Source organism: Marinobacterium sp. BA1, from assembly GCF_041155135.1.
GTDB classification, from domain to species: Bacteria; Pseudomonadota; Gammaproteobacteria; order Pseudomonadales; family Balneatricaceae; genus Marinobacterium; species Marinobacterium iners.
On record NZ_BAAFHC010000001.1, the window covers coordinates 1,866,278 to 1,891,070 of the forward strand.

The following is a 24,793-nucleotide window of genomic DNA, read 5'->3' on the forward strand; positions in this document are numbered from 1 at the left end:
CGCCTTTCATCATATTCAATACTGATCACTGCGTGAGACTCAGGTAGAATTTCGCCTTTCCCGTAATCTGTGGATATCTCACTCATGCTGGACAGGATATTTAAGCTCAAAGAGCATAACACCTCCATCAAGACTGAAGTCATTGCCGGAATCACCACCTTTCTGACAATGGCCTACATCATTTTTGTGAACCCCTCGATGCTGGCCAGTACCGGAATGGATGCAGGCGCCGTGTTTGTCGCCACCTGCCTTGCAGCGGCCATCGGTTGTTTTGTGATGGGATTTTGGGCCAACTACCCAATCGCGCTTGCACCCGGCATGGGCCTGAATGCCTTTTTCAGCTTTACCGTTGTCGGACAGATGGGCTACAGCTGGGAAACCGCACTGGGTGCCGTATTCATTTCCGGCGTCTGCTTTTTCCTGCTGTCAGTTTTCCGCATTCGCGAGTGGATCATCAATAGCATCCCACTGGCACTGAAAGCAGGCATTGGCGCAGGCATCGGTCTGTTTCTGGGTTTTATCGGCCTCAAGAACGCAGGCATTGTGGTGGACAACCCCGCCACTCTGGTCACTATCGGAGACATGGGACAATGGGGTGCGATCATGGCCTGCATCGGTTTTGTTCTGATTGCTGCTCTGTATTACCGCCAGGTTACCGGGTCTGTCATGATCGGCATTCTCGCCATCACTCTGGTCAGCCTGATAGCAGGCCAGACAGAGTTCAACGGCGTATTTTCCGCCCCACCGTCCCTCGCCCCCACCCTTGGCCAACTGGACATAGCCGGCGCTCTCAGCATTGGCCTGGTCAGTGTTATCTTCTCATTCCTGTTTGTGGACCTGTTTGACACCTCGGGCACACTCATCGCGGTAGCTCAGAAAGGCAAGCTGCTGACGCCCGATGGCAAACTGCCACGCCTGGGCCGCGCCCTGATGGCAGACTCCACCGCTACCATGGCTGGTTCGGTCATGGGCACCTCAACGACCACCAGCTATGTCGAATCCGGCGCAGGCATCGCTGCCGGCGGGCGCACCGGCCTCACGGCTGTCGTTGTGGGCATCCTGTTTCTGGCTTGCCTGTTCATGTCACCGTTAGCAGGCACCATTCCGGCCTATGCCACTGCCCCTGCCCTTCTGTTCGTTGCCGTGCTGATGACTCACAGCCTGATCCAGATAAACTGGGATGACATCACCGAAGCCGCGCCCGTTGTCATCGCCGCCGTCAGCATGCCGCTGACATTTTCCATCACTACCGGTATCGCCTTTGGTCTGATCTCATACACCGCGATCAAAGCACTGAGTGGGCGCTTTGATCAGCTTAATCCAGCGCTTTGGATACTGTCCGCCCTGTTCATCGTTAAAATGGCGTTTTACGGCTAGAGGCACGCGAGTTTATCCCGGTCATGCACCGCGCTATGGCACAACGAAAAAAGGGGTGAAGATCACTGGATCTTCACCCCTTTTTTATTGCCGTATTTCCAAGCCTTGCCGATTACAGCAGGTCAGAGAACCAGACGACGGATATCGCTCAGCAGCCCGTTCAGGTCGGTCAGGAAACGACCGGCATCACCACCGTTGATGGCACGGTGATCGTAGGACAGGCACAGTGGCAGCATCAGGCGCGGCTCGAACTCCTTGCCATTCCAGCGCGGCTTGATATCCGCCTTGGAGATACCGAGGATCGCCACCTCCGGCGCATTGACGATCGGCGTAAAGCCATTGCCGCCGATACCGCCGAGGCTGGAGATGGTGAAGCAGGCGCCCTGCATTTCGTTCGGCTTCAGCTTGCGATCCTTGGCCTTGCCGGCCAGCTCGGTCGCTTCGCGTGCCAGATCGTAGACGCTCTTCTGATCTGCATCCTTGATCACCGGCACCATCAGACCGTTCGGTGTATCCACCGCGATACCGATGTTGACGTACTTCTTGTATACAATGTGCTCGCCATCATGATGCAGCGATGCATTGAATTTCTGGTGACGCTTGAGCGCAATGGCGCAGGCTTTGATCATGAACGGCAGCGGGGTCAGCTTGACGCCTTCCTTCGCAGCCGCGTCCTTCATCTCTTTGCGGAAAGCTTCAAGCTCAGTGATATCAGCATCATCAAACTGAGTCACGTGCGGAATATTCAGCCAGCAGCGCGACATGTTGTCACGGGTGATCTTGTCCACCTTGCTCAGTTTAACCATCTCGGTTTCACCGAACTTGCTGAAGTCCACCGCCGGAATGGCCGGAATACCACTGCCGCCGGTCACGGCAGCCGGACCTTTTTCGCTCAGCTGCTTCAACGCAGACTTCACATAGGCTTGAACATCTTCCTTCAGGATACGACCCTTACGGCCCGTACCGGAGACATTGGCCAGCTCGACGCCAAACTCACGTGCCAGTGCACGCACGGCCGGGCCAGCATGTACCTTGCGGTTCTTCTGCTCAAGCGCTCCAAGATCCACATTCTTATCCGCTGCCGGAGCAGCCGACTTGGCAGGTGCAGCAGCCGATGCAGACTTGGCAGCGGGCGCTGATGCAGCCTTGGAAGTGTCAGCCTTGGAAGTGTCAGCCTTGGGGGCTGCGGCAGGAGCACCCGCCACTTCCAGCTCAATGATCACATCACCTTCATTGACCTTATCGCCCTCACTGATACTGACAGACTTGACCCTGCCACCTTTCGGAGCCGGCACTTCCATAGAAGCCTTGTCGGTTTCAAGTGTGATCAGGCTGTCACCTTCCGCGATCTCGTCACCGGCTTTGACCAGCACTTCGATCACGTCTACATCGCTGGCACCGGACAGGTCCGGAACGGTCACTTGTTCCACACCACCGGATGCAGCTGCAGGCGCAGATTCAGCTGCAGACTCAGAATTAGACGGTGTCACCGATGCATCAGCAGCCGGAGTGTCACTTTGGCCAGATCCGGACGCGCCGCCACTGACTTCAAGCTCGAGCAGCAGGTCGCCTTCATTAACCTGATCGCCTTCCTTAATCTTCATGGAAACAACCTTACCACCCATCGGGGCTGGCACTTCCATTGAAGCCTTATCGGTTTCCAGAGTAATCAGACTATCGCCTTCAGCGATTTCATCGCCGGCCTTGACCAGCACTTCGATCACATCCACATCAGATGCGCCGGAGAGATCCGGTACCAGCACCTGCTCAATGCGGCTGCCGGAATCAGACGTGGGCGCCGCCTGTTTGGTCGCTTCGGGCTCAGATACCGGCGCCGACTCTTCCGCCTTCGTCGCTGCAGACTCACCAGACGCCGCTGGCTCAGAGCCGCCCTCCGCGTCCGTTTCCAGCTCCAGAATCACGTCACCCTCGTTACAGGTGCTGCCTTCTGAAACAACAATTTTCTTCACCACACCCGCGTGGGTGGAGGGGACTTCCATGGAGGCCTTATCAGTCTCCAGCACGATCAGAGAATCACCCTCGGCGATGGTGTCGCCCTCTTTGACACATACTTCGATGATGTCGACGTTTTCGCTACCGCCGATATCAGGCACTTTAATGGTAGTGGTAGTCACAATAATTCCTCTCGCTTAACCAGTCAGATGTTCACTCGCCTGCCACTTACAGTGTCCAGGGCGCCGGCTTTTCCGGGTTGATGTTGAACTTCTGAATGGCCTTGGCGACAACCGAAGCCTCCAGTTTGCCCTCTTCCTGCAGTGCTTTCAGGGCTGCAACCGTGACGTAGTAGCGGTTAACTTCAAAGAATTCACGCAGCTTGCCACGGGTATCCGAGCGACCAAAGCCGTCAGTACCCAGCACCTTGTAGCGGCGCGGGATGTACTCACGCAACTGGTCCGCGTACAGGCGAATGTAGTCGGTGGATGCAATCACCGGGCCTTCACGCCCTTCCAGACACTCTTCCACATAGGACTTGCGCACATCCTCTTCAGGGTGCAGAAGATTCCAGCGACTGACTGCCTGCGCATCGCGGCGCAGCTCATTGATGGAGGTCGTACTCCATACATCCGCCTCAACACCGAACTCGTCGCGCAGAATGTTTGCCGCCTCGCGCACTTCGCGCAGAATCGAACCACAGCCCATCAGCTGCACCTTGAGATCGGAATCCTTGCCCTCTTCCAGCAGGTACATGCCCTTGATGATGCCTTCTTCGGCACCCTGCGGCATTTCCGGATGCTGGTAGTTCTCGTTCAGCGTGGTGATGTAGTAGAACCGGTTTTCCTGTTCCTGATACATGCGACGCAGGCCATCCTGCACGATCACGGCCATCTCGTAGCCATAGGTCGGGTCGTAGGAGACACAGTTCGGGATCATTTGCGCCATTAGATGGCTATGACCATCCTGGTGCTGAAGACCTTCGCCGTTCAGGGTTGTACGCCCGGATGTGGCACCGATCAGGAAGCCACGCGCCTGAGAGTCACCTGCTGCCCAGGCCAGGTCCATAATGCGCTGGAAGCCGAACATGGAGTAGAAAATGTAGAACGGCACCATGGTGCAGTTGTTGTTGGCATATGAGGTGGCCGCCGCAATCCAGGCCGACATGGCGCCTGCCTCGTTAATCCCTTCCTGCAGGATCTGGCCGCTCTTGGACTCCTTGTAGTACATGATCTGGTCGGAGTCGTGCGGAACGTAACGCTGACCTTCAGAAGAGTATATGCCCAACTGACGGAACATGCCTTCCATACCGAAGGTGCGCGCTTCGTCCGGTACAATCGGAACCACACGCTGCCCCATGCTCTTGTCCTTGACCAGGGTGCTGAGTACACGGTTCAGCGCCATCTGAGTCGAAAGGGTTCGCTCTCCGCTGGATTTAAGCTGCCCGGAAAAGGCATCAAGCCCGGGAATTTCCAGCTGTTCAAACTCGGTACGACGTGCCGGATAGAAACCGCCAAGCTGCTTGCGGCGCTCCAGCATGTACTTCATTTCAGGCGAGTCCGGCGACGGACGGTAATACGGCACTTCCTTCAGCTGATCATCAGACAGCGGAATGTTGAAGTTATCACGGAACGCCTTGAGATCGTCCAGTGCCACCTTCTTCAGTGAGTGGGTATCATTCTTGGCCTGGCCGGACTGGCCTGTGCCGTAACCCTTGACGGTCTGAGCCAGAATAACGGTAGGCTGGCCCTTGTTGTTCATCGCCTCATGGTAGGCTGCGTACACCTTGTAGGGGTCGTGGCCACCACGGTTCAGCTTCATGATCTCGTCATCGGACATGTCCTTCACCAGCTCAAGCAGCTCCGGGTATTTGCCGAAGAAATGCTCGCGAGTGTAGGCACCGCCGTTGGCCTTGTAGTTCTGCAGCTCACCGTCGCAGACTTCATTCATGCGTTTGGTCAGCAGACCAGTGGTGTCGCGTTCAAACAGCGGATCCCAGTGACGACCCCACAGGACCTTGATCACGTTCCAGCCTGCGCCCTTGAATACGCCTTCAAGCTCCTGCACGATCTTGCCGTTGCCGCGTACCGGGCCGTCCAGACGCTGCAGGTTGCAGTTGATCACGAATACCAGGTTTTCCAGCTGCTCGCGCCCTGCCAGTGAAATGGCCCCCAGTGTTTCCGGCTCATCACACTCACCATCACCCAGGAATGCCCACACCTTGCGGTTACCGCGCTTGACCAGATCCCGCGCAGACAGGTAACGCATCACGTGCGCCTGGTAGATCGCCTGAATCGGGCCGAGACCCATGGAAACGGTCGGGAACTGCCAGAAGTTCGGCATCAACCAGGGGTGCGGATAGGAGGACAGACCATTGCCATCCACTTCACGGCGGAAGTTGTCCAGCTGCTCTTCTGTCAGACGACCTTCAAGGTAAGCACGCGCATAAATACCCGGTGAGATGTGTCCCTGGAAGAACACCATGTCGGATTCGCGATCGCCTTCAGGGCCATGAAAAAAGTAGTTAAAACCGATATCGTAGAGTGTTGCAGAGGAGGAGAAGCTGGAGATATGACCGCCGAGTGCGTCTTCATTGTCATTGGCACGCATGACCATTGCCATTGCGTTCCAGCGAATGAAGGAACGAATGCGTCGTTCCATGAACAGATCACCCGGCATGCGCACTTCATCGCGAGGTGAGATGGTGTTTACGTATGGGGTGTTAAGCGTGGTGGCATCCTGCACACCGAGCGCTGCAGCCCTGGAACCGAGTTCGCGCATGAGGTAACGCGCACGTTCGTCACCGTCGTTTTTGGCGACGGATTCGAGAGCATCCATCCATTCCTGGGTTTCGATTGGATCGATATCTTCAATCATGTCTCGCACTTTGCCTTCTCCGATCACTTGTAAGCGTGGATGTGCCAAGACTGGCCTGATACTGGCATGGATTACACGCCGGAGCACCCCGGGCCGTCCCGGTTGTTATGATTTTGTGTGTAGTAATACTACAATTACTCCCAAGCACTGTCCAGATAGCGCATTTTCCTAGGCATTAACCCGTATTTAGAGCGGGCTTGATGTAGTATTTTGACAATGTCAAGTTGCATCCTCATGACTCAGGTTAGCGCGTCTGAGCGCTCTTTCCAGTCGAGTCTGTTCTCTGCCCCGCTCAAGCAACACCTCTTCGACATATGCAAGATGGTCATGGGCAGCCTGACGTGCCGTTTCAGGATCACCCGCCAAAATCGCCTGCAGCAGAAGATAGTGCTGATCATGGATTCGTCCGCGCATATCATGTTTGGGATAAATCTGCTCAAGGTTGTCCCAAATGTGCTGACGCAGCAGGGTAAACAGGGCACGCATCATATGCAGCAGCACCACGTTATGGGTCGCGGCGGCAATCGCCAGATGAAACTCGACATCAGCGGCCACTTCTCGGTCGAAAGATTTCTGCTCATGGAATTGTTGCAACTCATCAAAACGAGCCTGAATTTCCAGTTTGTCTGCAGCCGTGGAACGAAGCGCCGCATAGTAGGCACTGACGCCTTCAAGTGCATGGCGGAACTCCAGCAGATCATACTGTGACTCGGGATGGGTTCGAAACAGCTCCAGCAAAGGATCCGACAAACTGCCGCCAATCTCTTCCGACACAAAAGTGCCACCACCCTGACGACTGTTCAGTAGCCCACGCGCAGCCAGTTTCTGCATCGCCTCGCGCAACGAAGGACGAGAGACATCAAACTGTTTGGCCAGCTCTCGTTCCGGTGGCAGGCGCTGCCCCGGCTTGAGCGTACCCTCCAGAATCATCGTTTCAAGCTGCTGCATGATGACATCTGAAATTTTTGGCTGTTTGACTCGCTGATACGACATGACGCGTGGTTGACCCAGTGGATAAGTTTAAGCCTCAACATAAATTGGCTTGACCAATTATTCAAGCATCTGTTTTTTCCTATTGCCTGTTTAATGAGCAATTGACAGCCAAACAGGATCACAATAAAGTCTGAAAAATAAATATGGATAATTGGTCTTACCAATTTGAGGCGCTTAAACATGCAGGCTCGCTATCAGGCTATTCTCGACCAGCTCAAAACCTTTATTCCGAAGCAGCGGCTGATCAGCGATCCACTGCGAACCCTGGCTTATGGTACGGATGCCAGTTTCTATCGCCTGATTCCACAGCTGGTTGTGCGTGTAGAAAATGAGCAGGAGGTCATCAAGCTAATCAGCCTGGCCAACGCGCACGCCTTGCCTCTCACTTTCAGGGCAGCCGGTACAAGTCTGTCAGGCCAGGCCGTAACCGATTCCATACTGGTCCAGCTGGGGGATGGGTGGAATGGCCACAAAATCAACGCCGATGCCAGTGAAATACGCCTGCAACCCGGTGTCATTGGTGCCCATGCCAACCGTTATCTGGCACCTTTTCAGCGCAAGATCGGACCAGACCCCGCCTCCATCAACGCCGCCAAAATTGGCGGCATTGCCGCCAACAATGCCAGCGGCATGTGTTGTGGTACGGCGCAGAACAGTTATCGCACGCTCGCCAGCATGCGTATGATTCTGTCCGATGGCAGCGTTCTTGACACTGGTAACCCGGAGTCTGTCGAGCAGTTCCGGCAACAGCACCGCTGCATGCTCAACGCGCTTGGATCACTGGCAGAGCTGACTCGCTCAAATACATCCTTGCGCCAGAAAATCGAACACAAATATCGGCTCAAGAACACTACCGGCTATTCGCTCAACGCACTGATCGACTTTGGTGACCCGATCGATATTCTTCAGCACTTGATGATTGGATCCGAGGGGACGCTGGGCTTCATTTCCGAGATCACCTACAAAACCGTACCCGAACATCCCTGCAAGGCCTCCGCCCTGGTGTTTTTCAATGATGTACGCACCACATGCGAGGCTGTCGCACTGCTCAAGGCAACACCGGTCGCCGCCGTCGAGCTGATGGATCGCGCCGGCCTGCGCTCGGTCGAAAACAAGCCCGGCATGCCGGACTTCATGCGCGAACTGCCCGATGATGCCGCGGCACTGCTGATTGAAACCCGCGCAGAAACCGCTGCAGTACTGCAGCAGCAAATTGATGTTATCTGCGCCAGCCTGATCCATCTTGAAACTCTGAGACCAGTTGAGTTCAGCACAAATCCGGACGAATGTGCGCGTTACTGGGCGATCCGCAAGGGCCTTTTCCCTGCCGTTGGCGCCGTGCGTGAAACCGGCACTACCGTCATCATTGAGGATGTCGCTTTCCCGGTTGAGCGCCTCGCGGATGCCGTTGCCGATCTGCACCGGCTGTTCCAGCGCTGGGAGTACCCCGAAGCCCTGATTTTTGGCCATGCATTGGAAGGCAACCTTCACTTTGTGTTCACACAATCGTTTGACACTCAGGAGGCTCTGATAAGGTATGAAGGGCTGATGGACGATGTCGCCAAGCTGGTGGTCGAAGTTTATGGTGGTTCACTCAAGGCAGAGCATGGCACCGGGCGCAACATGGCTCCCTATGTCGAACTGGAGTGGGGCACCGACGCATATGAACTGATGTGGGAACTCAAACAACTTCTTGATCCAACCGGCATTCTCAACCCCGGCGTCATTCTCAACCGCGATCAGCAGGTACACCTGAAAAACCTTAAACCCCTGCCCGCCGCCAATCCGCTGGTAGACAAGTGCATTGAGTGCGGTTTTTGTGAGCCGGTTTGCCCCTCGCGAGACCTGACTCTGACACCGCGCCAGCGTATCGCAGTCTGGCGCGAGATTCAGCGGCTTGAGCGCAGCGGCGATGATGCAGAGCGCCTGCGTCAGTTGAAAAAGGACTACGACTATCAGGGCGATACAACCTGTGCCGCCTGTGGTCTGTGTTCAACCAGCTGTCCTGTCGGTATCAATACCGGTGACCTGACCCGTGAAATTCGTTACTTTCACAATGAGTCCCATGAAAACACTGCCGCCTGGATTGCCAGCCACTATGGAGGCGCCATGCGTCTTAGCAAGGCTGCTTTCCGCATCGCCGATACTACACACCGGTTGATCGGCACATCAGCCATGGGCGGCCTGACGCGTGGTCTGCGCAAGATCAGTGGTAACCGGGTACAGCAGTGGACCCCAGCCATGCCGACCGCGGCTCCCGCTCTCTCCGCTACCCGCGGTAACCACAGCACCGGTGCCACAGGGCAGGTCGTTTACCTGCCCAGCTGCGCCAGCCGTACCATGGGGCCCACGCGCGGGGCGGCAGACAAATCCTCGCTGGCAGACAAAACAATCACACTGCTGGAAAAAGCCGGCTTTGAGGTCATTCTGCCGACTCAAGCTGACGGGCTCTGCTGCGGCATGCCCTTTCAATCCAAGGGCATGTTTGAGGCAGCTGAACAAAAGCGCAACGAGCTCAATCGTGTCTTGATGAACTTGACCCGCCAAGGCACCATTCCAGTGTATTCAGACACTAGCCCCTGCTCTTTGCGACTGCAGGAAGGACTCGATCCAGCTCTGCAGTTATTTGACAGCATTGAGTTCCTGGACCGTTTTGTACTGCCGCAGCTGATTATTGATCCGATAGAAGGTCCCGTTGCTCTGCATGTCACCTGCAGCACCACAAGGATGGGACTGGCAGAGCCGCTTAAACGCATTCTATCTGCCTGTTGCCACAACCTGGTGATTCCCGAGCAGATAACCTGTTGTGGCTTTGCGGGTGACAAGGGTTTTACCACACCTGAATTGAATGCTTCGGCACTGCGCACACTGAAAGACTCGGTCGCCCACTGCAGTGAAGGCTATTCCACAAGTCGCACCTGTGAGATTGGCCTCAGCCACCACAGTGGTATTGAATACCGTTCTCCGGTGTACCTGATTGATCAGTGTTCAAGGCCAAGACAACCCTGATTACCGCCTCTGCATCGATCATGGCAAATCCTGTACACTGTGCGGTTCGATAGGACCGCCCTACCGGTCGCTGGTATCTGCAGGATTAAGGAAAGGATATGGAGAGCACGGTTTACACACTGCTGGAACGGATCTTTCAGACCGTATTCCCGCTGGTTGCCATCGTCAGCGTGGGCTATTTCTATGCCCGCTGGCGCAACACTGACATGTCGATCGCCAACCGAATCAACATCGATGTATTTTGCCCCGCACTGATCTTTTCGGTCATGTCTGCAAAATCCTTCGATTTGCCAACCTACTCCATGCTGGCCATTGGGGCCGCTGTGGTTGTACTGGGATCGGGGTTATTGCTGCTGCCTGTTTGCCGCCTAATGGGCGTCAAAGGCAAGACGTTTCTCCCCCCCATGATGTTCAACAACAGCGGCAACCTTGGCATACCACTGCTGGTACTCGCGTTTGGCGAGCAAGCATTGCCAGCCGCTGTTGTACTTTTTCTGGTGGAAAACCTGCTTCACTTCACGGTGGGCACCTACATGCTGGACCATCGTACCAACCCTCTGAACGTGCTGCGCATGCCAATGATCATCGCCACCATTGCCGGATTACTGGTCAGCAGCTTCAATGTTACGCTGCCCACAACCGCACAGGTCCCTATTGATATGCTGGGTCAGATCGCGATCCCACTGATGCTGTTTGCACTTGGCGTACGGATGACCAGCGTGGACTTTACCCACTGGAGAGTTGGGGTGTGGGGGGCCATACTCGCTCCACTGAGCGGCATCGCGGTAGCGCTTATGTTATACCCGATACTGAATCTGCCCGCCGAATATTTTGCCTATCTGCTGATCTTCGGCGCCTTGCCGCCGGCAGTACTGAATTACATGATCGCAGAACGCTACAATCAGGAGCCACATCTGGTTGCATCGATTGTACTGATCGGCAATATCGGAAGCCTTGTCACCATTCCGGTGGTGCTCGCATTCGTACTTTAGAACGGGCAGCGGCAGGCGGTTTTGCCTGCCTCAGAGTATGGATCAGGGAGTGATGGCAAGGGGTCAGCGGGGTTCGATGATAATCTGAGTGCGATTTTTCTCGATCGTGGCAGCGCCGATGCCCTTTACGTCAGTCAATTGATCGACACTGACGAAAGGACCATTGGCTTCACGATACGCAACAATTGCTTCAGCCTTTGCAGGCCCAACACCATTAAGGGAAGTTGCAATTTCAGCGGCTGTAGCCGTATTGATATCAATCGGTTCAGCGGCCATGGACAGGGGTGAGAACAGGAGCGCACCGGCGAGAGCGGCGGCAGACAGCAGGCGTTTGATCATGACTTTCTCCTTGTCATATGGAAGCCAGTCACTCCCTGACCGGCTCTAATACTTTAAGGCCATCACACTGTAATTTACAACCCTTACAGACCATCCATTGATCCGGATCAGGATTGAAATATCAGCCCAGCGCTGCCAAAACCTCTTCACGAATCTCGGCAGCAACGGTTAAGGGTGCTTCCGCCTGGGTGATCGGGCGACCAACCACCAGGTAATCACTGCCAGCAATAATCGCCTGTGCCGGGGTCATGATCCGACGCTGATCTCCCTGCTCGGCTGAAGCGGGACGTATTCCGGGTGTCACCAGCGCAAAATCGCCTGTGACAGCCGCCCGAATTGCAGCAACCTCCTGTGCTGAGCACACAACGCCGTCCAAACCACTGCTGTGCGTAAGCCTGGCCAATCGCACCACCTGTTCCAGCGGGTCGATATCCAGACCGACCTCGGCCAGATCATCCCGCTCCATACTGGTCAGAACGGTCACTGCGATCAGCAGGGTACTGGCACCATTGACCTTTTCCAGCGCCTCGCGCGAGGCCTCCATCATGCGCCGGCCACCGGAAGCATGCACATTGACCATCCACACGCCCAGTTCGGCTGCCGCCTGCACGGCACGTGCCGTTGTATTGGGGATATCGTGAAACTTCAGATCCAGGAACACATCAAAGCCAAGCTTCTGCAGGGCCTCTACGATGGATGGACCACCGCGCGTGAACAGTTCCTTGCCTACCTTGACGCGGCATAGTGCCGGATCAAGCTGTTGCGCCATCTGCAGGGCAGCCACCCGATCGGGATAATCAAGGGCCACGATGATTCTGTTGGTATCGAGGGTCATGCTCTTCTCTCTTATTCGCCTTCCAGTCCCTGGATCGGCCGAGTGCTACTCCACTGCTTGCAGGAGGGACACTGCCAATGCAGCGTACGACCGGCAAAACCGCAGTGGTTACATTGATAAACGGGCTTGCTTTGCTCCAGCTGGCCAGTCAGGCCGCGCAACACTGTCAGGCTTTGACGTGCGCTGCTGGAACCATACTCAATATGCATGTCGATCAGGCGGTTAAAGCCCTTTATCGAGGGACGTTTCTTCAGCTCTTCTGTCAGAAAGACACCAGCCGCAAACACGTCCTTCTGGCTGCGAATGCGATCGGCCAGCGCAATGATTACACTGGCAGAGGGTGCCTTGCTGAGACAGGCACGCAGATAGCCTTCAAACTCTGCCAGCGAACCCAGCTCACTGTAGCAGCGCTGTAACAGCGGTATTGTTTCGGAGACCAGCAACACATCCTGTTCAAGTACCTGCTTGAGACTCTTGATCGCATGTCGCCAGCGCCCGGCCTCGATTTGAAGTTTCGCTCGTATAAGACTGGCTCTGGCACAATTCGGGTCATACAACAGGGCCTGACGCAGGAAGCGTTCGGCTTCGGCATCACCCTGCCGTGACAGGCGCTGAGCCAACTCACAGCAATAATGCGCAAGCTCATGCCTGATTTCGCGCAACTCCTGAGTCTGCAACTGGCTGGCGGTATCCAGTGCCTGCCGCCACTCACCCTCTTTTTCGTAAAGCTTGATCAAAAGCGTTTGCGCCTTGCGCTTCATCTCTTGACCGCCAGCCTGACGAATAATATCCGACAACAGGTTTTCAGCCCGATCGAGCAGGCCGATGGCATCATAATCGCGCGCCAGCGCCATCTGGATACGCAAAAAGTCCTGCTGACTCAAGTCAGGCCGCGCAAGCAGCTTTTGATGAATGCCGATCGCACGTTCAACATCGCCTTTGCGTCGAAACAGCTTCGCCAGAGTGAGGTGTGCCGGAATGGTATCGGAGTTGATTTCAAGGGCACGGATGAAGCTCTCGATCGCCTCATCGGTTTTTTCGCTGATCAGGTAATCGAGGCCGATGAAGTACTCGCGACTCAGATTAACCTTGCGTTCCTGCTCAAGCTGCGCCGAACGGTTTTGGGATCGCCCCAACCACCAGCCTGCTCCCACTGCCAGAAACAGGGGAACAATAAGCAGATAATCCGCACTCATTTCAGGTACTGTCTTTCAGGCCAGCCGTGCGCAACTGGTCCAGCTCCTTGCGAAAGGCAACCACCTTGCGTTGAGAAGAGTGGAGCCTCGTTTTAAGGGACAGAATGGTCAAAATGCTCAGCACAATGCCGCACAGAGCGCCCAGAACAAAAGTCGCAATCAACCAGAGTGACAGACTTGCCTGCGGCAGCTGAAAGAACACCAGATCAATGGTGACCTGATCTGTGTTGTGAATGGTGAACAGAATACCGACACCGATAACGATCAGCCCCAGCACTATGGTAATCAGGTTTTTAAGCCAGTTCACTCGTAATTCCTCTGCGTTGTACCGCCCCGGTACAAGAGATCAATAGCCGGTCTTGAGTCCTTCATTGACCTGATCTCTCAGTTCCTTGCCAGGCTTGAAGTGGGGAACGTGCTTGGCCGGCAAGGGTACCGCTTCGCCGGTTTTCGGGTTCCGCCCCATTCTCGGTGCCCGATAGTGTAACGAGAAGCTGCCAAAACCGCGAATCTCAATGCGCTCACCGGTAGAGAGTGCATCGGTCATGTGATCCAGCATGGTTTTCACTGCCAGCTCCACATCTTTCACAGACAGCTCAGGATGCGCGTCTATCAAGCGCTCGATCAACTCAGACTTGGTCATAACACCTCCGGTTGAGACCAGGTTCCGCACCCGGCCCCGGGTGCGGAGTCGAACTTGAGCCGTTGGCTCAGGAGTCCTGTTTTTTCATCTGTTCCTTGATCAGGTCACCGATGGTCTTCGGACCTGCGTCCTCAACCGGCTGCTCCTGAACGGACTTCATCGCCTGACGGGTCTGCTCCTGTTCCAACTGACGCACCGACAGGTTAAGTGTTCGGTTACGGCGATCGACACTCTGAACTGCCGCTTCGAGCTGATCACCTGATTTAAGCTCAGTAGTCAGATCAGCGATGTGGTCATGCGAAAGCTCCGCGACCTTGAGCACACCTTCAACACCCTCGGCAAGCTCTACCAAAGCCTGGCGCGGCGTTACCTCACGAATAGTACCCCTGACACGGCTGCCCTTCGGATGCTGATCGGCATACTCTGTGAAGGGATCGGAATCGAGCTGCTTGATACCCAGCGCAACTCGCTCACGCTCCGGATCAATCGACAGCACAACGGCTTCGACCTCATCCCCCTTGTTGTACGCCTTCATCGCTTCTTCGCCCGGCAGGTCCCATGACAGGTCGGAGAGATGGACCAGACCGTCAATGCCGCCATCAAGCCCGATAAAGACACCAAAATCGGTAATGGAGCGCACCCGCCCCTTGAGCCGGTCACCCTTGGCAAACTGACTGGAGAAGGCTTCCCAGGGGTTCGGCTGGCACTGTTTCATACCCAGTGATATACGCCGGCGCTGCTGATCGATATCGAGGATCATGACTTCGATCTCTTCCCCTACCTGAACTGCCTTGGAGGGATGGATATTCTTGTTGGTCCAGTCCATTTCGGACACATGCACCAAACCTTCAACGCCGGTACTGATTTCCGCAAAGCAACCGTAATCGGTCAAGTTGGTAACCCGCGCCTTGACCTTGCTGCCAACGGTATATTCCTTGGTAAGCTGATTCCAGGGATCTTCCTGCAGCTGCTTCAGACCCAGAGAAACGCGCTTGCGCTCAGGATCGTATTTCAGCACCTTCACATCGATTTCATCACCGACGTTGAGTACTTCGCTCGGGTGCTTGACTCGCTTCCAGGCAATATCGGTAATATGGAGCAGGCCGTCGATACCACCCAGATCGATAAAGGCACCGTAGTCGGTAAGGTTCTTGACGATCCCTTTGACCACCAGGCCTTCTTCCATTTTTTCCAGCAGCTTTTCACGTTCCTTGCTGTAGACCTCCTCCAGCACGGCACGGCGAGATACCACCAGATTGTTGCTGCGCTGATCCAGCTTGACGATGCGGAACTCCAGTTCCTGACCTTCAAGGTGAGAGGTATCACGCAGCGGGCGGATATCTACCAGAGAACCTGGCAGGAAGGCATTGAGGCCATTGACCTCGACCGTGAGGCCACCACGCACCCGACCCACGATATGACCATGCACACTTTCGCCTGCCTCGTAGGCCTGCTCCAGCACTCCCCAGGATTCGGCACGCTTGGCACGCTCACGCGAGAGGACAGTCGAGCCAAAGCCATCTTCCAGTGCTTCGAGGGCAACACGTACCTCGTCACCCACCTTCAGATCGACTTCTCCCTTGTCATTACGGAACTGTTCCAGAGGGATAACCCCCTCGGACTTAAGTCCGGCATTGACGATCACAAAGTCATTCTCAATCGCCACAACAGTGCCGGTTACAATGGAACCCGGCGCCATATCCAGCTCTTTCAGACTCTCTTCGAACAGCTCCGCAAAACTTTCGCTCATTACTGATCCTTCCCAGGTTTCGGCTACATCAACGTAGGCCTCTGTGTCTTGCCTCATCCAATACGGCTTGTAACACCTCTTTAATGCTCATCAAGGTGGAATCCAGTATCACCGCATCCGGCGCCGGCTTAAGGGGCGCAACTGCACGATTCATGTCGCGTGCATCACGCGCCTTTATATCGTTCAATATATCACCAAGGCTAGCACCGGGTTCCTTGCTAATCAACTGCTTATAACGTCGTTGTGCACGCTCTTCGGCACTGGCATCAAGGTATATTTTCAAACCGGCCTGGGGGAACACCACCGTGCCCATATCACGACCGTCAGCCACCAGTCCCGGCGCAAGCGCAAAATCACGCTGACGGCTCAACAAGGCCTCACGCACGGGTCCCAGCGCCGCCACTACCGAAGCATCCTCTCCTACCCGCTCGTTACGGATGGCATGGGTCACTTCTTCGCCTTCAAGGATAATCTGAGTATCCCCCCCATCTGTCGCCTTGAAACGCACATCAAGGTGAGCCGCCAGTACTTCCAGCGCCTCTACATCATCCAGCTCAACCCCATGGTGACGGGCAGCCAAAGCGGTTACGCGATACAGCGCACCACTGTCCAGCAGGTGCCAGCCCAACTCGCGTGCCAGCAACTGACAGACTGTTCCCTTGCCCGACCCACTGGGGCCATCCACCGTAATGACGGCGGCCTGTTTTTCCTGGCTGGACATCAGCCCTCCTCCTTATGCACATTCAGACCCAGTCGTTGCATCAACTCGATCAGATCGGGGCATGCTGCCAACAAACAGCCGCCTCCGCCAATTTTGAGTGTATTTTCGCCGCAGAGCCCAGCCGCCAGCGCCGCCATGGCAACTCGGATCTGCCCATTCAACATGATCTCACCACCCTCGATGCACCCACCGGTTACTTCGATTCGGTCATTATCCAGCTCTAGCCGCACACCCAATTGCTGTAACAGCTGCGCTGTTTGCGCCACCGGATCTTCCTCCTTGCGACGCAACCCATCCAGCCCGGTAAATCGGCTGTGTCCCACTGCACAGGCTGCAGCCACCAACAACAGAGGTACCTCGTCGCTGGCCGTGGCAAGATCTGACAGATCCACTGTCACTGCAGACAGTGGCCGCCCCGCCTTGACATGAATATCGGCTACCGGTTCCCCTGCCTGGAGGTGCTGCTCAGACAGTGTAATGACAGCCCCCATGCGCTCAAGCACGCGCAGCGCACCCGCTCGACTGGGATTAATACCCACCCCTTTGAGCAGCAGGTCAGCCCCAGGGCTGAGACTGGCTACCAGCATGAACAGTGTCGCCCAGGACAGGTCGCGCGGAACTTCGATAGGTGCAGCTCGCAGCGATTGAGCAGGTTTAAGGCAGACCTCCCCGGCGTCACTGCTCATATCAACTCCAAGCGCTGACAGCATCCGTTCGGTGTGATCACGTGTCGCCACCGGCTCAACCACTCGGGTTTCACCTTCCGCCCACAACCCTGCCAGCAGCAGCGCTGATTTAACCTGTGCACTGGGCATCGGCAGGGTATAGCGAACACCCCGCAACCTGCGTCCCCCTTTTATTTTCAGTGGCGGGCAGCCGCCAATACCGGTTTCAATATCCGCCCCCATCAGGCGCAGCGGCTCCGCCACACGTGACATATTACGTTGACTCAGGGACTCGTCACCGAACAGCTCGGTATCGAACGGCTGAGCGACCAGCACACCCGCCAAAAGACGCATCGAGGTAGCCGAGTGACCCAGGTAGAGCGGCCCGGGTGGCGGTTTAAGCCCATGCAGGCCAACTCCGTAGATTCTGACCCTGCCCTGATGCGGACCTTCAATGACTACGCCCATATCACGCATTGCCTGCAACGTCGCCAGACTGTCTTCACTTTCGAGAAAACCACTGATATCCGTTACGCCATCGGCTATGGCCGCAAGAATAATCGCCCTGTGTGAAACCGACTTATCACCCGGCAATACCAGTTCACCTACTGGTGCAGCATCACTGCTGACACGCAAGCTTACTCCAGCCGCATGATCATTCGATGAATAGGCTGACCCCGTCAGTAATCGGGTAAAGTGATCTCGAGCCGCCTTGGCTCGCGTGAAGATTCCCAGCATCGTCTGGCTATCGCCAGTGTCAATGGCACTGCGCAGACGAGTCAGACCGGTGGTATAACGATCAATCTGCGCCAGCACCGCACTTCGATTGGCAACACAGATGTCATGCCACATGGTTGGGTCGCTGGCAGCAATGCGCGTGAAGTCACGAAAGCCGCCTGCGGCATAACGAAAAATATCCAGATTTTCCTCTTCACGCGCCAGTGTATCGACCAACGAAAATGCCAGCAGGTGCGGCAAGTGGCTTGTTGCAGCCAGCACTTCATCATGCCGTTCAACTTCCATCTGCAATACTTCGGCACCTACCGCCTGCCACAGGCGTGCCAACTCAAGCGTGGCATTTGGATCGGTCTCGGGCAGCGGTGTTAGGATCACCTTATGTCGCTCGAACAGGTCAGCATCGGCAGCACGCACACCGCTTTTCTCGGCACCGGCAATGGGGTGCCCAGGAATAAAGGTCGGTGGCAATTGCCCGAACAGACGACGTGCGGCTGCTACCAGGCTTCCCTTGGTGCTGCCGACATCCGTCACCAGTGTGCGCAAACGCAGCCAGGGACGAATCTGTTCAAGCACACTTTCCATCGCCTTGACCGGAACGGCCAGCACGATCAGATCAGCCGCTGACACTTCCGCTTCAAGGTCAGTGGCAACACGATCAATCACACCCAGCTCGAGACCCAGCCGGCACTCCTCCTCACTGCGATCGGCACCCACGATTTCACGAACACAGGAGCGAATCTTCAGTGCCTTGGCAAAAGAGCCACCTATCAGCCCCAAGCCAATGATCAGCACTCTGTCGAGCTGGTATTGCGACTTACCCGAGTAGTTCAGCACGCCAGCACCTGTTTGAGTGCCCGCAGGAACCGGTCATTTTCATTTGTCAGACCGATACTGATACGCAGATGCTGAGGCATCCGGTATCCGCCCAATGGCCGCACGATCACGCCTTCATGCAGCAGTGCCTGAAACAGGGGCTGGGCCGGGCGTGCCATATCGGCAGTGATGAAGTTCCCGAATGAGGGGATATAACCGACTCCAAGCTGTTTCAGCCCCTGCTCGAGCTGAGCCATTCCCCTGCGATTAAGCTCGACACTGCGAGCCAGGTAATCACCGTCATCCAGAACAGCCTCAGCAGCCGCCAGCGCGAGATGGGATACATTGAACGGTTGCCGTACACGGTTAAGCAGATCGGTAATCACTGTACTGGCGGCAGCAAAACCGACGCGCAGGCCGGCAAGCCCCCAGGCCTTGGAAAATGTGCGGGTTACCACCAGATTCGGGAACTGAGGCAGTAACTCCAGCCCATCCGGAAAGTCTCCAGCCTCAACATATTCCGTATAGGCTTCATCCAGCACGACAATGACATGCTCCGGCACCGCTGCCAGAAATGCTGTCAGCTCGTCACGCATCAAGGCGGTGCCGGTTGGGTTATTCGGGTTGGCAATGAAAATCAGGCGGGTACTTTCTGTAATGGCTTCAGCCATCGCCTGAAGATTGTGACCATAATCACGAGCGGGCGTGATGACCGCCTTGGCACTACAGGCCTGAGTCACAATGGGGTACACCGCAAAGGCGTATTCGGAGAAGATAACCTCATCTCCGGGTTGAAGAAAGGCACGCGCGATCAGCTCAAGCACGTCGTTGGAGCCGTTACCCAGCGTCAGCTGTTCTGGCATCAGTCCATAATATTGATGCAGCGCCGCCTTGAGACGAAAGCCATTACTGTCTGGGTAACGGGTAGCTTCGGCCAATGCTTTCTGTACAGCTTCAATCGCATACGCACTGGGTCCCAGCGGATTCTCATTGCTGGCAAGCTTGATGATATCGTGTATCCCCAGCTCACGCTCCAGCTCCTCAACCGGCTTGCCTGCTTCGTAGGGGTGCAACCCCTGTACTCCAGGTGTCGCCAGTGCCATAAAATCACATGACATCCCTTGGCATCCTTATACTGTATGAACTCAGAGCACCGCTTTCGGGTAGGATCCGAGAAATTTTACCTCGATATCGAGACCACCCAGTTCCGTCAGCAATTCGATAACTGCGGGATCTTCACGATGACCTTCGAAATCAATATAGAACAGCATTTTCCAGTCGTGCTCACCGCTGCTGCGTGTTTCCAGACGCGTCAGACTGATATTGCGTCGGTGAAAAGGCGACAAAAGATCATGCAGCACGCCAGGCTCATCACGGCAGATGAGCAACAGTGAGGTTTTGTCATCACCGCTGGGACCAATCGCTTCACGACCAACGACCAGAAAACGGGGGCAACGATCAGTGGCCTGCGCTGCCGCTTCGGGAGCCAGCTCCACTTCACCGCATATATACAGGCCGAAGCGGCGAAACAGATCCAGCGTATGCCGGATCAAACCGGCATTCTCACTCTCGATGGGGACAACAGCATAGTGAGCACTGCCCTGCTCCACTTCACTGAACACCTGCTCCAGGCTTGGCAACGCCTGACAATGAACAGCCTGCCCGAAATGCTTCTGCGCTGCCTGCTGCGTAAAGGTGCCTTCAGGACCGAGGAACACCGCACGCATCGGCTGCTCAAGCGCAAGGCAGACCGACATGATCTCGCGAAACAGGCGTGCAACGGCCTGATCGGGCAACGGCCCTTCGTTGCGGGCCATTACGGCTCTCAACACCTGCGCTTCACGTTCAGGTCGGTAAAATACCGGTGTCTCGCCCCCTTCGCGATAGCGCTCCTTCACTTCAGCCACGCCCTGTGCCAGCCGGGCGCGATCATTCAGCAGCTGGTGGATCTGACGATCCACCGTATCGATGCGATCACGCAACACCCGCAGTTCTGCTTCCTGCGCATCTGCCGCACCCTTGTCAGTCGCCTTCATACTCAGGCCTGCTCTTTTTCGAACCGCTGCATGAAGTCGATCAACGTATCCACTGCCGCTTCTGGTACCGCGTTATAGATGCTCGCCCGCATGCCACCAACGGAACGATGCCCCTGAAGATTGAGCATTCCTTCCGCCTCTGCCAGCTCCAGGAAACGTTTTTCCAGCGCGGCGTCGGCCAGCGTGAACGGTACATTCATGATGGAGCGGTTGTTGATCGCCACCGGATTGCCATAGAAATCGCTGGCATCAATAGCCGCATAGAGCTTGGCGGCCTTGCGGCGGTTCTGCTCGGCCATTGCTTCCACACCGCCCTGGCGCTTGAGCCACTGGAACACCAACCCGGCCAGATACCAGCCAAAGGTTGGCGGCGTGTTGTTCATGGAGTCGGCGTCAGCGTGGATTTTGTAGTCGTACATGCTTGGCGTACCGGCCAGCGTCTGGCCGATCAGGTCTTCACGCACGATCACCACTGTCAGGCCGGCAGGACCAATATTCTTCTGTGCACCGGCGTAGATCAGGCCAAAGCGGCTGACATCCACCGGGACAGACAGGATATCGGAAGACATATCGGCAACCAGTGGTACATCGCCACTGTCGGGAATGTAGTCAAACTCGACACCACCAATGGTTTCGTTGGTGGTGTAATGCAGATAGGCCGCCCCAGGTGTCAGCTGCAGTTCTGACTGCGCCGGCGCCGAGGTGTAGTTATTGCCTGCGGTGCTGGCAGCCACATTCACCTGTGCATAGCGCCGGGCTTCCTTGACCGCCTTGCCGGACCAGATGCCGGTATCGATATAGTCCGCGCAGCTCGCACCGCGCAGCAGGTTCATCGGCACCATGGCAAACTGGGCCGTTGCACCACCCTGCAGGAACAGCACCTTGTAGTTGGCCGGGATGCCCATCAGGTCGCGCAGGTCCTGCTCGGCCTGAGCCGCAACACCAACATACTCGTCACTGCGATGGCTCATCTCCATAATGGAGAGCCCCTGACCGTGCCAGTCCAGCAGCTCAGCCTGTGCCTGTTGCAGCACCTCTTCCGGCAGGGCTCCAGGCCCTGCACTGAAATTGTATTTACGTGTCATTTCAGCTTTTAATTCCAGTTAGATAAAGGGAATCAGGCATCACTGCCGGTATCATCAGCTTGAGTATCCTGCGCATCATCGGCAGCCTCTTCCGGTACCTCGGTGCGTGATTCGGCACTGTCTTCTGCCGCTTCAAGATCCTCTTCGTCAGGCTCTTCAATACGCGCAATCCCCACCAGCGCCTCTTCTTCAGCCAGGCGGATCAGCATCACGCCCTGAGTGTTGCGGCCCAGACTTGAGATTTCACTGCTGCGCGTCCGTACCAGAGTACCGCGGTTGCTGATCAGCATCACATCGTCGCCTTCGAACACCTGCACCGCACCGGCCAGCTGGCCGTTACGCTCGGTACACTGCATGGCGATCACACCCTGACCACCACGACCGCGCAGTGGGAACTCGTCCACACGGGTCTTCTTGCCGTAACCGTGCTCGGAAGCGGTCAGTACTTCGCCTCCTGCCTGCGGCACCATCAGGGCTATGACCTGGACATCATCATCCATGCGCACACCGCGAACACCGCGTGCCGTGCGGCCCATGGCGCGAACATCGTTCTCGTTGAAACGGATCGCCTTGCCGGCACTGGTCACCAGCATGACATCATCCTGACCACTGGTCAGGGATGCGCCGATCAAGCGGTCACCTTCAACAATATCCAGAGCAATCAAACCGGTACTGCGCGGACGCGAGAAGGCATCCAGCGGCGTCTTTTTCACGGTACCGTTGGCAGTTGCCATGAAAATGAAACGGTCAGGATCAAACGCCTGTACCGGCAGAATGGTGCTGATCCACTCGTTTTCGGCCAATGGCAGAATGTTGACCACTGGGCGACCACGTGAGGCACGACTGGCCGGAGGAATTTCGTAAACCTTAAGCCAGTACACCTTGCCCATGTTGGTGAAACAGAGAATGGTGTCGTGGGTATTGGCAATCAGCAGGTGTTCGATGAAGTCTTCATCTTTCATTGCCGTCGCTGATTTGCCCTTGCCACCACGGCGCTGAGCCTGATAATCGGTCAGAGGCTGAGTTTTGGCGTAGCCGGCATGAGAGATCGTCACCACCATATCCTCTTCGGTGATCAGATCCGCCACGGTCAGATCCTGCATGGAGGCCTGAATCTCGGTACGGCGCTCATCGGCATACTCTGCCACCAGCGCTTCCAGCTCTTCGCGGATCACTTCCATCAGGCGCTCATAAGAGCCCAGGATATGCAGCAACTCGGCGATCTTATCCAGCAGCTCGCGATATTCAGCGATCAGTTTTTCGTGCTCAAGGCCAGTCAGGCGGTGCAGACGCAGGTCGAGGATTGCCTGGGCCTGAACCGGTGACAGGTAATAACGACCGTCGCGCATGCCATACTGGGGCTCCAGATCTTCAGGCCGGCAAGCGGTTTCACCTGCACGTTCCAGCATGTCGGTCACATTACCCGGCACCCAAGCGGTTGCGATCAGACGTTCTTTCGCTTCGGCAGGCGAAGGAGACTGCTTGATCAGTTCGATGACCGGATCGATATTGGCCAGCGCAATTGCCAGACCTTCCAGTACATGCCCACGTTCGCGTGCCTTGCGCAGTTCAAAGATGGTACGGCGGGTCACCACTTCACGGCGGTGACGAACGAAACATTGAAGAATCGTTTTAAGGTCCAGAATCTTCGGCTGACCATCAACCAGCGCCACCATGTTAATCCCGAACACACTTTGCAGCTGAGTCTGGGCAAACAGGTTATTGATGATCACTTCGGGCACTTCACCACGGCGCAACTCGATCACGATGCGCATGCCGTCCTTGTCAGACTCGTCTCGAAGCTCGCTGATTCCCTCTATTTTCTTCTCTTTGACCAGCTCAGCGATTTTCTCGATCAGACGCGCCTTGTTCAGCTGATACGGGATCTCGGTGATCACCAGCATCGGCCGGCCGTTTTTGGGATGGTCTTCGATATGGTGGCGCGCACGCACATAGATGCGGCCACGACCGGTACGATAGGCCTGCAGGATGCCGGCTCGACCATTGATAATGCCACCGGTGGGGAAATCAGGCCCCGGAATGAACTCCATCAGCTCATCGATACTGATATCCGGGTTATTGATCAACTCCAGGCAGCCCTTGACGATTTCGCCCAAGTTATGCGGCGGGATATTGGTCGCCATACCCACGGCAATACCGGACGAGCCGTTCACCAGCAAATTGGGAACCCGCGTCGGCAGCACGGCCGGGATACGCTCCGTACCGTCATAGTTGTCGACGAAATCAACGGTTTCCTTTTCCAGATCGGCCAACAGCTCATGGGAAATCTTGGCCATTCGGATTTCGGTATAACGCATGGCCGCAGCCGAGTCGCCATCGACTGAACCAAAGTTGCCCTGACCATCTACCAGCATGTAACGCATGGAGAAGTTCTGCGCCATACGCACGATAGTGTCGTATACCGCACTGTCACCATGAGGGTGGTACTTACCGATTACATCACCCACCACACGGGCAGACTTTTTGTAAGGCTTGTTCCAGTCATTGTTCAGTTCGTTCATGGCGAAGAGTACACGCCGATGAACCGGTTTAAGGCCGTCACGCACATCCGGCAGAGCACGCCCGACGATGACGCTCATGGCATAATCGAGATAGGACTGTTTCAGCTCATCTTCGATGTTGACTGGCAGAACTTCTTTGGCTAAATCACCCATTCGCTCAGCTTTCCTTGATCCGGTACCTGGGCACACCCTGATGGCGCGCTTTCAAACCGCGGGAGTATACCACAGCTGAGCGGATTTCACGCTAAC

The 24,793-nt window shown here is 55.9% G+C and carries 18 protein-coding genes; 3 read left to right on the plus strand and 15 right to left on the minus strand.

The window, feature by feature from the left end; genetic code table 11:
* Positions 1–84 precede the first annotated feature (84 nt).
* Positions 85–1,377 (plus strand): NCS2 family permease, encoded by a 1,293-nt coding sequence (locus tag ACAM29_RS09055; RefSeq protein WP_091825639.1) that lies wholly within the window; start codon positions 85–87, stop codon positions 1,375–1,377.
* A 122-nt stretch (positions 1,378–1,499) separates the two neighbouring features.
* Here ACAM29_RS09055 and aceF read toward each other — a convergent pair whose 3' ends face one another.
* The 3 genes from aceF to pdhR all read right to left on the minus strand — a co-directional run bounded on the left by aceF (position 1,500) and on the right by pdhR (position 7,200).
* Entirely contained in the window at positions 1,500–3,512 is a 2,013-nt protein-coding gene (gene aceF, locus ACAM29_RS09060) for a dihydrolipoyllysine-residue acetyltransferase (RefSeq protein ID WP_369623927.1), read from the minus strand.
* A 46-nt stretch (positions 3,513–3,558) separates the two neighbouring features.
* Entirely contained in the window at positions 3,559–6,207 is a 2,649-nt protein-coding gene (aceE, locus tag ACAM29_RS09065; RefSeq protein WP_206840487.1) for a pyruvate dehydrogenase (acetyl-transferring), homodimeric type, read from the minus strand.
* Positions 6,208–6,426: 219 nt separating this feature from the next.
* On the minus strand, positions 6,427–7,200 hold the full coding sequence (gene pdhR / locus ACAM29_RS09070; RefSeq protein WP_091825631.1) for a pyruvate dehydrogenase complex transcriptional repressor PdhR: 774 nt from the start codon (positions 7,198–7,200) through the stop codon (positions 6,427–6,429).
* Positions 7,201–7,380: 180 nt separating this feature from the next.
* Between pdhR and ACAM29_RS09075 the strand changes: the two genes are divergently transcribed.
* Both ACAM29_RS09075 and ACAM29_RS09080 read left to right on the plus strand, forming a co-directional pair.
* The gene (locus ACAM29_RS09075; RefSeq protein WP_369623928.1) at positions 7,381–10,209 is read left to right on the plus strand and encodes an FAD-binding and (Fe-S)-binding domain-containing protein; all 2,829 of its coding nucleotides are present in this window, start codon (positions 7,381–7,383) and stop codon (positions 10,207–10,209) included.
* Between the two features lie 98 nt (positions 10,210–10,307).
* A complete protein-coding gene (locus ACAM29_RS09080) occupies positions 10,308–11,201 on the plus strand; it encodes an AEC family transporter (protein ID WP_206840483.1) in 894 nt (297 codons plus the stop codon).
* Between the two features lie 63 nt (positions 11,202–11,264).
* On the opposite strand, the gene ACAM29_RS09085 is transcribed toward ACAM29_RS09080, so the two are convergent.
* The 12 genes from ACAM29_RS09085 to gyrA form a co-directional block, all read right to left on the minus strand.
* Positions 11,265–11,540 carry a helix-hairpin-helix domain-containing protein gene (locus ACAM29_RS09085; protein ID WP_091825622.1) on the minus strand — a complete coding sequence of 92 codons (276 nt, stop codon included), beginning with the start codon at positions 11,538–11,540 and terminating at the stop codon, positions 11,265–11,267.
* A gap of 121 nt (positions 11,541–11,661) precedes the next feature.
* Positions 11,662–12,375, minus strand: a complete 714-nt coding sequence (gene pyrF / locus ACAM29_RS09090; protein ID WP_369623929.1) for an orotidine-5'-phosphate decarboxylase — start codon at positions 12,373–12,375, stop codon at positions 11,662–11,664.
* 11 nt (positions 12,376–12,386) lie between these two features.
* Positions 12,387–13,571 (minus strand): lipopolysaccharide assembly protein LapB, encoded by a 1,185-nt coding sequence (lapB, locus tag ACAM29_RS09095; protein ID WP_091825616.1) that lies wholly within the window; start codon positions 13,569–13,571, stop codon positions 12,387–12,389.
* A 1-nt stretch (position 13,572) separates the two neighbouring features.
* Complete coding sequence (locus ACAM29_RS09100; RefSeq protein WP_091825613.1) at positions 13,573–13,878, minus strand: lipopolysaccharide assembly LapA domain-containing protein; 306 nt, start codon at positions 13,876–13,878, stop codon at positions 13,573–13,575.
* A 39-nt stretch (positions 13,879–13,917) separates the two neighbouring features.
* A complete protein-coding gene (locus ACAM29_RS09105; RefSeq protein WP_091825610.1) occupies positions 13,918–14,214 on the minus strand; it encodes an integration host factor subunit beta in 297 nt (98 codons plus the stop codon).
* A gap of 67 nt (positions 14,215–14,281) precedes the next feature.
* Positions 14,282–15,964 carry a 30S ribosomal protein S1 gene (gene rpsA, locus ACAM29_RS09110; protein ID WP_206840481.1) on the minus strand — a complete coding sequence of 561 codons (1,683 nt, stop codon included), beginning with the start codon at positions 15,962–15,964 and terminating at the stop codon, positions 14,282–14,284.
* 28 nt (positions 15,965–15,992) lie between these two features.
* Positions 15,993–16,685, minus strand: coding sequence for a (d)CMP kinase (gene cmk / locus ACAM29_RS09115; protein ID WP_091825605.1), 693 nt, complete (start codon positions 16,683–16,685; stop codon positions 15,993–15,995).
* Positions 16,685–18,922, minus strand: a complete 2,238-nt coding sequence (locus tag ACAM29_RS09120) for a bifunctional prephenate dehydrogenase/3-phosphoshikimate 1-carboxyvinyltransferase (protein ID WP_369623930.1) — start codon at positions 18,920–18,922, stop codon at positions 16,685–16,687. Before ACAM29_RS09120 ends, cmk begins: the two co-directional genes overlap by 1 nt.
* Positions 18,916–20,019, minus strand: coding sequence for a histidinol-phosphate transaminase (gene hisC, locus ACAM29_RS09125; protein WP_369623931.1), 1,104 nt, complete (start codon positions 20,017–20,019; stop codon positions 18,916–18,918). Before hisC ends, ACAM29_RS09120 begins: the two co-directional genes overlap by 7 nt.
* A 27-nt stretch (positions 20,020–20,046) precedes the next feature.
* On the minus strand, positions 20,047–20,937 hold the full coding sequence (gene pheA / locus ACAM29_RS09130; RefSeq protein ID WP_369623932.1) for a chorismate mutase: 891 nt from the start codon (positions 20,935–20,937) through the stop codon (positions 20,047–20,049).
* A 2-nt stretch (positions 20,938–20,939) separates the two neighbouring features.
* A complete protein-coding gene (gene serC, locus ACAM29_RS09135; RefSeq protein WP_369623933.1) occupies positions 20,940–22,022 on the minus strand; it encodes a 3-phosphoserine/phosphohydroxythreonine transaminase in 1,083 nt (360 codons plus the stop codon).
* Between the two features lie 32 nt (positions 22,023–22,054).
* On the minus strand, positions 22,055–24,697 hold the full coding sequence (gene gyrA, locus ACAM29_RS09140; RefSeq protein ID WP_206840471.1) for a DNA gyrase subunit A: 2,643 nt from the start codon (positions 24,695–24,697) through the stop codon (positions 22,055–22,057).
* Positions 24,698–24,793 lie beyond the last annotated feature (96 nt).

Excerpts from the sequence above, each read along its gene's own strand:
- ACAM29_RS09075 (WP_369623928.1), top strand. The coding sequence starts at position 7,381 with ATGCAGGCTCGCTATCAGGCTATTCTCGACCAGCTCAAAACCTTTATT.
- pyrF (WP_369623929.1), bottom strand. The coding sequence starts at position 12,375 with ATGACCCTCGATACCAACAGAATCATCGTGGCCCTTGATTATCCCGAT.
- pdhR (WP_091825631.1), bottom strand. The coding sequence starts at position 7,200 with ATGTCGTATCAGCGAGTCAAACAGCCAAAAATTTCAGATGTCATCATG.
- rpsA (WP_206840481.1), bottom strand. The coding sequence starts at position 15,964 with ATGAGCGAAAGTTTTGCGGAGCTGTTCGAAGAGAGTCTGAAAGAGCTG.
- ACAM29_RS09055 (WP_091825639.1), top strand. The coding sequence starts at position 85 with ATGCTGGACAGGATATTTAAGCTCAAAGAGCATAACACCTCCATCAAG.
- lapB (WP_091825616.1), bottom strand. The coding sequence starts at position 13,571 with ATGAGTGCGGATTATCTGCTTATTGTTCCCCTGTTTCTGGCAGTGGGA.
- gyrA (WP_206840471.1), bottom strand. The coding sequence starts at position 24,697 with ATGGGTGATTTAGCCAAAGAAGTTCTGCCAGTCAACATCGAAGATGAG.
- hisC (WP_369623931.1), bottom strand. The coding sequence starts at position 20,019 with ATGTCATGTGATTTTATGGCACTGGCGACACCTGGAGTACAGGGGTTG.
- ACAM29_RS09105 (WP_091825610.1), bottom strand. The coding sequence starts at position 14,214 with ATGACCAAGTCTGAGTTGATCGAGCGCTTGATAGACGCGCATCCTGAG.
- aceE (WP_206840487.1), bottom strand. The coding sequence starts at position 6,207 with ATGATTGAAGATATCGATCCAATCGAAACCCAGGAATGGATGGATGCT.
- serC (WP_369623933.1), bottom strand. The coding sequence starts at position 22,022 with ATGACACGTAAATACAATTTCAGTGCAGGGCCTGGAGCCCTGCCGGAA.
- ACAM29_RS09080 (WP_206840483.1), top strand. The coding sequence starts at position 10,308 with ATGGAGAGCACGGTTTACACACTGCTGGAACGGATCTTTCAGACCGTA.
- cmk (WP_091825605.1), bottom strand. The coding sequence starts at position 16,685 with ATGTCCAGCCAGGAAAAACAGGCCGCCGTCATTACGGTGGATGGCCCC.
- pheA (WP_369623932.1), bottom strand. The coding sequence starts at position 20,937 with ATGAAGGCGACTGACAAGGGTGCGGCAGATGCGCAGGAAGCAGAACTG.
- ACAM29_RS09085 (WP_091825622.1), bottom strand. The coding sequence starts at position 11,540 with ATGATCAAACGCCTGCTGTCTGCCGCCGCTCTCGCCGGTGCGCTCCTG.